The sequence below is a fragment of the Microcoleus sp. B3-D2 genome, from assembly GCF_036705345.1.
GTDB lineage: Bacteria > Cyanobacteriota > Cyanobacteriia > Cyanobacteriales > Microcoleaceae > Microcoleus.
Genome location: NZ_JAUBUG010000118.1, coordinates 1 through 9,670, shown reverse-complemented (window position 1 = coordinate 9,670; position 9,670 = coordinate 1). Strand labels below are relative to the sequence as shown.

The following is a 9,670-nucleotide window of genomic DNA, read 5'->3' as shown; positions in this document are numbered from 1 at the left end:
GATACCGTGATCGGCGGTGCCGGCAGCGACAACTGTGCAGGCGACGACGGCGACGACAACGTTAGCGGCGGCATCGGCGACGATACGCTGATGGGCGGTGAGGGCAACGACGTTTGCATGGGTGACGACGGCGACGACAGCGTGATGGGCGGCGACGGCGATGACAGCGTGATGGGCGGTGCCGGCAAGGATACCCTCGTTACTGGCGACGGCAATGACATGGCAGACGGCGGCGACGGCGACGACAGCGTTAGCGGCGGCGGCAACGGCGACGATACGCTGATGGGCGGCAACGGCAACGATACGCTGATGGGCGGTACTGGCAACCATACCTGTGTAGGCGGTCAGGGAAATGACGTTTATGTCGTGAGTAACAGTACCTCTGGTGCAAGTGCAGTCATCGCTGACTACGAAAACGGCACAGACAAGTTTCTGCTGTTTGGCGACTTGAACTTTAGCAGCTTGACCTTTATACAAGTCGGTGGGAATACCGAAATTCGGGTCAATAAGTTCGCGCTGGCGCTATTGTTGAATGTCAACGCAACGATTCTTGATGCTGGCGACTTTTTGGGAGTTACCGGTTCAAATCCAAATCCAAATCCAAATCCAACTCCAACTCCAACTCCGAACCCGATTTTTAACCCTCCGCGAGAGGAAGTTAATACCAGCCTGATTGCTGGTTCCAGCGGCACCGAGCAAACTATTACTTCTGAATTGTTGCGCTTTGTCGATGAGGCCTCGGGAGATCCTAGCAAGACAGTCTTCAAGCTAACCGAGCTACCCGCTGCTACAACCGGCCAACTATTCTTTAAGGGAGTCGCCGTAACACAAGTCGGTTTTACCTTCACTCAAGCAGACATTAACGCAGGCTTGTTAAGTTTCCAAGCGGCACTAGGTTTTATCGGTGCGGCTAATTTTGGTTTTGAAGTTAGCAACGGCAAAAACGTTCTCACCGGCAAGCGTTTTAGCTTGAATATCGAGCAAGATGTCTTTAAGTATGCTGGCACTCAACAAGCTCAAGTTATTGTCGGTTCTGCGACGCTGGATAACGACATCGAAGGCAGCGATGGTGACGATGATATTACAGGCGGTAAGGCCAACGACACAATTAAAGGCGGCAAAGGTAAGGACACAATTAAAGGCGGCGATGATGGTGACAATATCGACGCTGGCGAGGCTGATGACGATATCGAAGCTGGCGCCGGCAATGACACATTAAAAGCAGGCCCAGGCAAGGACAAAGTTAAAGGCGGCGATGGCGCTGACGATATCGACTGCGGCGATGACGATGACACTCTCGAAGCTGGCATCGGCGATGACACAATTAAAGGCGGTCTTGGGAATGACGTATTAACAGGAAATGAGGGCGATGACTCGATCGAAGGCGGCCTAGGAACCAATACTCTAATTGGAGGTGGTGGAAGGGATCGCTTTATTTACCAAACTTCCCGCCAAGAGATTAAAACAGTTGTAGAAGCTGACTTAATTACTGACTTTAATGTCGATGAGGATCTTTTAGAGTTTTCTACGGCAGTTTTTGGTAATCTCACCGCTTCTAGCTTGACCAAAGTGGAGCTTACTGCTACTTCTACTTTTGGGGCGATCGGCAGCGCTAATTTGCTCGACTTCACCACGGATATCACTGTTCGCAGCATCGCGACTTTGCAACTGCGGTTTGGACAGTTGGGTGGCAACCCAGACGCGCCTATTTTCTGTCAGTTTATAGATGCCCAGACCGGCCGTTCTGTGCTGGTATTTGCTGTTGGGGCGCGCTTTGAAATTGTGACCAGTTTCTCGGCGAGCATTAGCCTGCAAGTCATTAACTTTGTCTTCACGGGCCCGCCACTAAATATTCCTGTCGGTACTGCCGGCCCTGACAATGTGGATTTCACCACTTCTCCGGCCGCAGTTAATTACGATGGTTTAGCAGGCGATGACAAGATTGTCGGCAGCAATTATAACGATAGCCTCAAGGGCGGCGACGGCAACGATACCATCACCGGCGGCCTCGCGGATGTCATCATAAGCAGTGATTTTTACACGTTCGGTTTCGATGTCATAAGCGGCGGCAGTGGTGCGGATCTGTTTGTTTACAGGACAACTGAAGAAGGCGGCGATACGATTACCGACTTTACTGTTGGGGTAGACAAATTCGAGTTTAGCGCGAGCGCTTTCGGCAATTTGACGACGACTAACTTTGACGGTGTAAGTGGTTCAAATCCGGACATTACTGGCAAAGAGTTAGTGATTTTCACAGGCGGCAGTTATGCCTCTTTGGAAGATGCACAAGCTAAAGCCCTGGGCAATTCTACAACTGCTGGTTTCTTCGCCTTGACGAATGCGTTGAACCAGACTGAGTTGTATTTTGACGACAACGGTACCGCAGACGGTGGTTATACCTTCATTGCGAATCTGGGTACTGCAGCTAGCAATCTGGGAACGGCGGACTTTGTATTTACAGGTACGATCGCCTCTTCTGATACTGGCACTACTGTGACTGGTACTACTACCAACTCAGGCAGTGTTGCTGATTTAACTGCTGCTGGGAATACTTTCCCCGTCGCCTTTAACAATTTCGGTTCAGGTGCGGGCGGTTACAACTTCACTACTCCTGTCTTGTTTACCGGAGATGCGGCTGCTAACAGCGTCACTGGTACTGAATTTGCTGACATCTTCAGCGGCGGCAGCGGTGCAGATATTCTGACAGGCGGTGCTGGTGCGGATCTGTTTGTTTACAAAGCAGAAGGCGAAGGCGGCGATAGGATTACTGACTTTACCCCTGGAAGTGACAAATTCGAGTTTAGCGCGAGCGCTTTCGGCAATTTGACGACGACTAACTTTGACGCTGTAAGTGGTTCAACTCCGGACATTACTGGCAAAGAGTTAGTGATTTTCACAGGCAGAACTTATGCCACCATTCAGGAATTTAATGCAGAAGCTAAGGTTCTGGGGAATTCTACAACTGCTGCTTTCTACGCATTTACGAATGCGTCGAACGAAACAGAGTTGTATTTTGACTCGGACGGTACGACAGCCGGTGGTTCTAGTTCTACCTGGATTATTAATTTGGGTACGGCTGCTAGCAATCTGGGAACGGCGGACTTTGTATTTACAGGTACGATCGCCTCTTCTGATACTGGCACTACAGTGACTGGTACTACTACCAACTCAGGCAGCATTGTTGATTTAACTGCTGCTGGGAACACTTACCCAAGCGACTTTAACAATTTCGGTTCAGGTGCTGGCGGTTACAACTTCACTACTCCTGTCTTGTTTACCGGAGATGCGAAGGCTAACAGTGTCACTGGTACTGAATTTGCTGACATCTTCAGCGGCGGTTCTGGTGCAGATGTGATCACTGGCGGTGCTGGTGCGGATCTGTTTGTTTACAAAGCAGAAGGCGAAAGCCGCGATAGGATTACTGACTTTACCCCTGGAACTGACAAATTAGAGTTTACCGCGAGCGCTTTCGGCAATTTGACGACGACTAACTTTGACGCTGTAAGTGGTTCAACTCCGGACATTACTGGCAAAGAGTTAGTGATTTTCACAGGCAGAACTTATGCCACCATTCAGGAATTTAATGCAGAAGCTAAGGTTCTGGGGAATTCTACAACTGCTGCTTTCTACGCATTTACGAATGCGTCGAACGAAACAGAGTTGTATTTTGACTCGGACGGTACGACAGCCGGTGGTTCTAGTTCTACCTGGATTATTAATTTGGGTACGGCTGCTAGCAATCTGGGAACGGCGGACTTTGTATTTACAGGTACGATCGCCTCTTCTCCTGCTGGTACTACTACCAACTCAGGCAGCATTGTCGATTTAACTGCGGCTGGGAACACTTACCCAAGCGACTTTAAAAATTTCGGTTCAGGTGCTGGCGGTTACAACTTCACCACTCCTGTCTTGTTTACCGGAGATGCGGATTTTAACAGGGTCACTGGTACTGAATTTGCTGACATCTTGAATGGCGGAGCGAATACTGATAATTTATTCGGCGGTGCAGGTAACGACAGCATTTTCGGCGACGATGGTAACGACTATCTCTCCGGCGACGCGGGTAGCGATACTCTCAACGGCGGCATCGGGAATGACACTTTAATCGGTGGTGCGGGAACCAATGTTCTCAACGGTGGTGCTGGTGCGGATGAGTTTTTCTTCCTCGGAACTACTGCTGACGGCGGGGATGTAATTACCAATTACAACATTACTGATGATCAAATTAACCTCTCCAGCACTGGTTTTCCAGGCTTTACAACCCAATCTGGACTTTTCCTTTTCCCTGAGAGTGGGTACGCTTACAGCAGCACAGTGTCTGATGTAACTGTGTTTGAAGCAACTTTAACCGCGCCGTCCATCATGGCTATCTACGACGGTTTGTCTACTAAACTGTATTACGATAGCAACGGTTCTACGGTTGGTGGTAACAGTTTGTTTGCCACTGTCGATGTCAATTTGGGACCGACCGGTAATACTGAATTGTTCTTGTTCTAAACGGCAAGAATCCTAATCGCGATATCGGTACGGTTAGGGACACGGCAAGCCGTGTTCCTACAATAAACAGGTAAGGACACAGCCATGCTGTGTCCTTTTTTTTGGTAATTGTTAAACAATGTAGCCGCTCTTTTTTGGGTAGGAAAATGGCATTGCCAAGTCCTCTTTTGCGTTGTTGTCCAGGGTTAGAGTCGATCGCACTCGCGAGGGCAATTTCACCAGCCAATCCGGTTTATTTTACCCCTTATATCGATTCCGGTTGTATCGGAATGATTAAACCGCAGAGGACACAGAGGGTACAGAGAAAGGGAAGAGAGAGATGAATAATTCCGATGCCAACGGATTTGATATTATCCGAAATCAGCACACTGCGCCGTGCCGTTTCCCTACAATTAATCGGGCGGTGGTTAAATTTGTATTCATTAATCCCTCTCCTGTGCAAGTACAAACGACCCTTTAGTTTTTGATAGTAAATTGTCATAGCTTGAATTTTAGTCAACAGCTTTTTTAACAATTAAGCGCAACAGCTAATGATAAAAATTTATAGTTTAATGGTACGAGTGAAGCGGGCAATCCCCCGCCTACAAATAGAGTCCTCGATCGCCCAAATCTAAAATCTATGAGTGCCGACTTCTGTGCCCAAAATTCCTTGTCAGTCAGTTTCGCGGATGTGGAGGCGGCGGCAAATCGCTTGCAGGGCAAAGCTTTCAAGACGCCGGTGCTGACTTCGGGAACTTTCAACAAACGCACAAATTCTCAGGTATTTTTCAAGTGCGAGAACTTTCAGCGCACGGGTTCGTTTAAATTTCGGGGTGCTTGCAATGCTTTAATGCAGCTATCTGAAGCTGAAAAACAGCGGGGAGTGCTGACTTTTTCTTCGGGAAATCACGCGCAGGCGATCGCCCTTGCGGCACGGTTGCTAGAAATTCCTGCTACTGTTGTTATGCCTGCTGATGCGCCAAAAGTCAAGCAAGAGGCGACTCGCGGCTACGGTGCAGAGATTATTTTGTACGATCGCACTCAAGTTTCCCGCGAAGAGTTAGCCGCTAAAATTGGCGCCCAACGGCACTTGACTATTATTCCTCCTTACGATCATGCGTGGGTGATTGCGGGACAAGGTACGGTGGCGCTGGAATTAATCGCAGAAGTTGGGGCGTTGGATTTGCTGCTGGTTTGCTGTGGCGGCGGGGGTTTACTTTCCGGGTGTGCGATCGCAGCAAAAACTTTGTCTCCGCAGTGTAAAGTAATCGGGGTAGAACCTGAGCAAGCAGACGATGCGGCGCGATCGTTCCGCACGAAAACGCTGCAAACTGTTACTAACGCGGATACGATTGCTGACGGTGCGCGCACGCCATCTTTGGGGAAATTAACCTTTCCTTTGGTGCTGCATTATGTTGATGATATGGCGACAGTTTCAGAAGAGGCAATTCGCAGTACAATGTTTTTTATGTGGGAACGGATGAAGATAGTTGTCGAGCCGACTGGAGTGCTGGGGGCAGCAGCTTTGCTTTCAGGTGTTGTGAAAGCTGAAAATGCGAGAGTTGGGGTAATTGTCAGCGGGGGAAATGTCGATTTTAGTCATTAGTTATTGGATATCGGAATGATTTAACCGCAGAGAACGCAGAGAGCACAGAGGGAGACAAGAGAGAGATGAATAATTCCGCTGAAGTGCGGAATTGATATTATTAGTTAAGGAGCTTTGAGATGCTGCCATTAATCTTTGATACCTGCGTGCCCAGAGATGAGATTTTATCGGGAGACTTGTCTCTAGATTTATTTGCAGCAAAATTGCGGCTGGTAGTCGAAGGAACTGCACCTCAAGTTTATCAAGATGCCAATAAATTTTTTGCCAATACCTTCGCAACTGATGGCATTAAAACCCTAATCCGGGAAGTTTTCAGCCGCTTGATGAAGCAAAGCGCTGGGGCTGGGGTGGTTCGTTTGGAAACGAGTTTTGGGGGCGGCAAAACTCATGATGAAATTGCACTCTGGCATATCTGCAAGCAAGGGCGAGAAATTCACGGATTGGAACGCTTTACAGATATTAGCGTGATTCCCGATCGCCCGATCGCCGTTGCAGCGATCGACGGTCGAGATTTAGACCCAGAACAAGGAGTTTATCACTCGGACAGCGGCTTGACTACCTACACTCTTTGGGGCGAAATTGCTTACCAAATTGGCGGGATTCCAGGCTATCAGTTACTGCAAGGCAGCGATAAAAGCGGTGTCAGCCCCGGTACTTCGGTGTTAGAACGGTTGACGGGGGGACAGCCGACTGTGATTATTTTAGATGAAATTGCGCGGTATTTGCGATCGGCAAAAGCGAAACAAATTGGCAGAAGCGATTTAGCCAAACAAGTAGTAGCTTTTCTATTTTCGCTGATGGATTTGGCGGCAGCGTGCGATAATTTAGTATTGGTTTATTCCCTCGCCTCGACAGCAGATACTTTTGCGGAAGAAACGGCAGAATTGCAAGAAACGATGCGCGCTTCTGCAAGACAAGAAAGGGTGTTGAGTCCTTCTACAGATATCGAAATTTACAACATTGTCAAACAGCGCGTGTTTGACAGAGTAAGCGAGGAAGCGGCGCAAAAAGCGGCATCGGAATATTTGGTGGCTTATCGCAATTGCCGCGTTAATTTGCCCGATGGGTGCAAAGATGCGTCATACTCAGAAGCGATCGCCCAAAGTTATCCGTTTCACCCGGAATTGTTCAATCTTCTTACTAAAAAAATTGCTTCTATTCCCGAATTCCAGAAGACGCGGGGCGCTTTGCGATTGTTCGCGCAAGTCGTGCGGCATTTGTGGGAAAATCGCGACGGTTGGATGCCGATGATTCACACGCATCACATTCCTATAGGGATGGATGGCGAAATTACTAACGATCTGACTTCTCGGTTGCAACGATCGCCCCTGCGGAATGCGATCGGCGCTGATATCTACAATCCCGATGGTAGGCCGGCTTACGCACAATTGCAAGATGGGGAATGGATAGCAGCAGGAAAACCGCCGTTTTCTACTTGGGTAAGCAGAACAATATTTTTGCATTCTTTGACTCAGGGAAATTCTTCGGGTATTCGGCTGGCTGAGTTGAATTTGTCGCTGCTGACTCCGGGGGTTGACAGCGGTTTTGTCGATCGCGCTTTAGAAAGATTGACGAAGGTAGCTTGGTATTTAGACTTCGATCCGGTAACATCTTTAGCCCGGTTTAAAGAAGAACCTTCGATCAACAAAATTATTACCGAGGAGAAGGAACAAGTCGGGGTAGTATTGGCGAAAGAAGATTTGCGAACTCGCCGGGATAGCATTTTTGCCAAAAAATTCTTTACCTTAGTTTCTAATATAGAAAGTCCCGGAGATGTAGACGACAACCCGGATGAGGTGGCGTTGTGCGCGATCGACTTTGACGAAGCGACGGTGAATGCTTCTACCGACGCAGCCCCGGAATTAATCGATAGAATTTTTAACAATAGCGGCGAATCGGGGAAGTTTCGCACCTACCGGAATCGGTTGTTATTTTTGGTCGCAAATCGGCTAGAATTAGAAGCGGCGATCGACAATGCCAGAGAATATAAAGCTATTCAAAATATTCTCAAAAGTCAGAATCGGCTGGCAGATTTATCGGGAAGCCAGCAGAAGCAATTGAAGGAACGGGAAGGCGCAAAAGATATAGCTGTGAGAGTATCTTTAACTAATGCTTACCGCCATTTATTTTATCCCTCAAATGACCAAGTAAAAGCACCGAAAGGATTGATGCACTACACTCTTACCGCGCAGGATGCGAGTATGGTGAAAGGCAAAAACAACCAGCAAGATGTGATTCTTAAAGCCCTCAAAGATTGCGGCAAGATTCGCGCCGAAGAAGCTAAACCTTTCGCCCCGGCTTTTATCCTGCAAAAAGTTTGGCCTGCGGGGTTGGATAGTTGGACGACGAAGGCGCTGCGCGATGCTTTTGCTAAGGATTTGAGTTTGAATATTCTGCTTGATGCGGAAGTTTCGATGCTGCGGGAGACGATTCGCGACGGTTTGAAAATGGGCAATTGGGATATGAAAGTCGGGGAGAGACTATTTATCAAAACTGATGATAGCGTGTTGACACTGCCGGAGACGATCGAATTTAGCGATCGCGCTGTATTGTACAAGCGCGGCATTCTCGAACCTCCAGCGCCCAAAGAAGTGGAACTCAGCGCCCAATTGATGCCGAGTACAGAAGCGGCAAAACCCGTGCGGGTGAGGTGGAAAGCCAAAGGAGCATTGACGGTTAGTTTGTATCAAAATGATAGTTTAGTGCCGGGAAATTTCCGCCCTTCCGATGAGTGTGAAATCACCATTGTTAATAACAGTATTTTTCGTGTGGTGGCCGATTACGGTAACGGTGAGACAGCAGAAAAAGCAGCCAATGTCAATCTAAATCCTCAAGTTCCTAACGTGGGAGAGATCAGAAATCCTCCTTATGTTGTGGAAACGCTACAGCCGAGTTTGTGGGATGCGAAACCACCGATTATCGAACTCGATGGCACGATTAATGCGGTATTTGCGGGATTGGGCGATCGCATTAGCGACTACAAAGTGCAAGGCATCGAAGTGCTAGAATTGTCTGTGAATCAAGTAATGGATTATCGTAAATTGGGAACGGCAATTTCCATATTGCAGCGGTGGCAACCGCAAATCGACCAAACCGCAACCATTCAAACCGGCGACCAATTTGTGCGGCTGGAATATCAAGGGGCGTTGCGGGGATTTCAGAGCTTTTTATCGACTATCAACAGTTTGTTGAACAGCCCCGACGCGCAAGCTGATGTTAGTTTGAAAATTACCTTAGAATTCAAGCCAGCTTTGTCAGCAAATGCCTCGGATATTAGCAGTATAAAACAAACGCTCGATCGCAATCCAGTAGAGCGTTTAAATTTAATGGCAAGAGTGATATATTGAAATGTAGGGGCGGGTTCACCTACAATATTTGGCAAAAATTAACACTCTCAAAAACCCGCCCCCAGCCACGGTAAATCGCAATCTACCTCTTTTAACATACCAGCATAATACATAGGCCGGGGCGGGTTTTTGAGATGGTTGGTTGATTGCGTAGATAGTTGGTGAACCCGCCCCTTGTATCTTAAAAGAGTGAGCTAGCCGATCGCCACGTCATTGATTCGATCATACCGACAATCAGGCG

At 48.2% G+C, this 9,670-nt stretch carries 3 protein-coding genes; all 3 read left to right on the top strand.

Annotated features, from left to right (window positions below; all coding sequences use genetic code 11):
- Window positions 1-4,497: cadherin-like domain-containing protein (locus tag QUB14_RS27180; RefSeq protein WP_333221181.1), on the top strand; the 4,497-nt coding region annotated here is incomplete at its 5' end.
- 619 nt (window positions 4,498-5,116) lie between these two features.
- The gene (locus QUB14_RS27175; protein ID WP_333221183.1) at window positions 5,117-6,082 is read left to right on the top strand and encodes a threo-3-hydroxy-L-aspartate ammonia-lyase; all 966 of its coding nucleotides are present in this window, start codon (window positions 5,117-5,119) and stop codon (window positions 6,080-6,082) included.
- A gap of 119 nt (window positions 6,083-6,201) precedes the next feature.
- Window positions 6,202-9,429, top strand: a complete 3,228-nt coding sequence (locus QUB14_RS27170) for a DUF499 domain-containing protein (protein ID WP_333221185.1) — start codon at window positions 6,202-6,204, stop codon at window positions 9,427-9,429.
- Window positions 9,430-9,670 lie beyond the last annotated feature (241 nt).

What these genes read in the sequence shown, in the direction of transcription:
- QUB14_RS27175 (WP_333221183.1), top strand. Translation starts at nt 5,117, where the DNA reads ATGAGTGCCGACTTCTGTGCCCAAAATTCCTTGTCAGTCAGTTTCGCG.
- QUB14_RS27170 (WP_333221185.1), top strand. Translation starts at nt 6,202, where the DNA reads ATGCTGCCATTAATCTTTGATACCTGCGTGCCCAGAGATGAGATTTTA.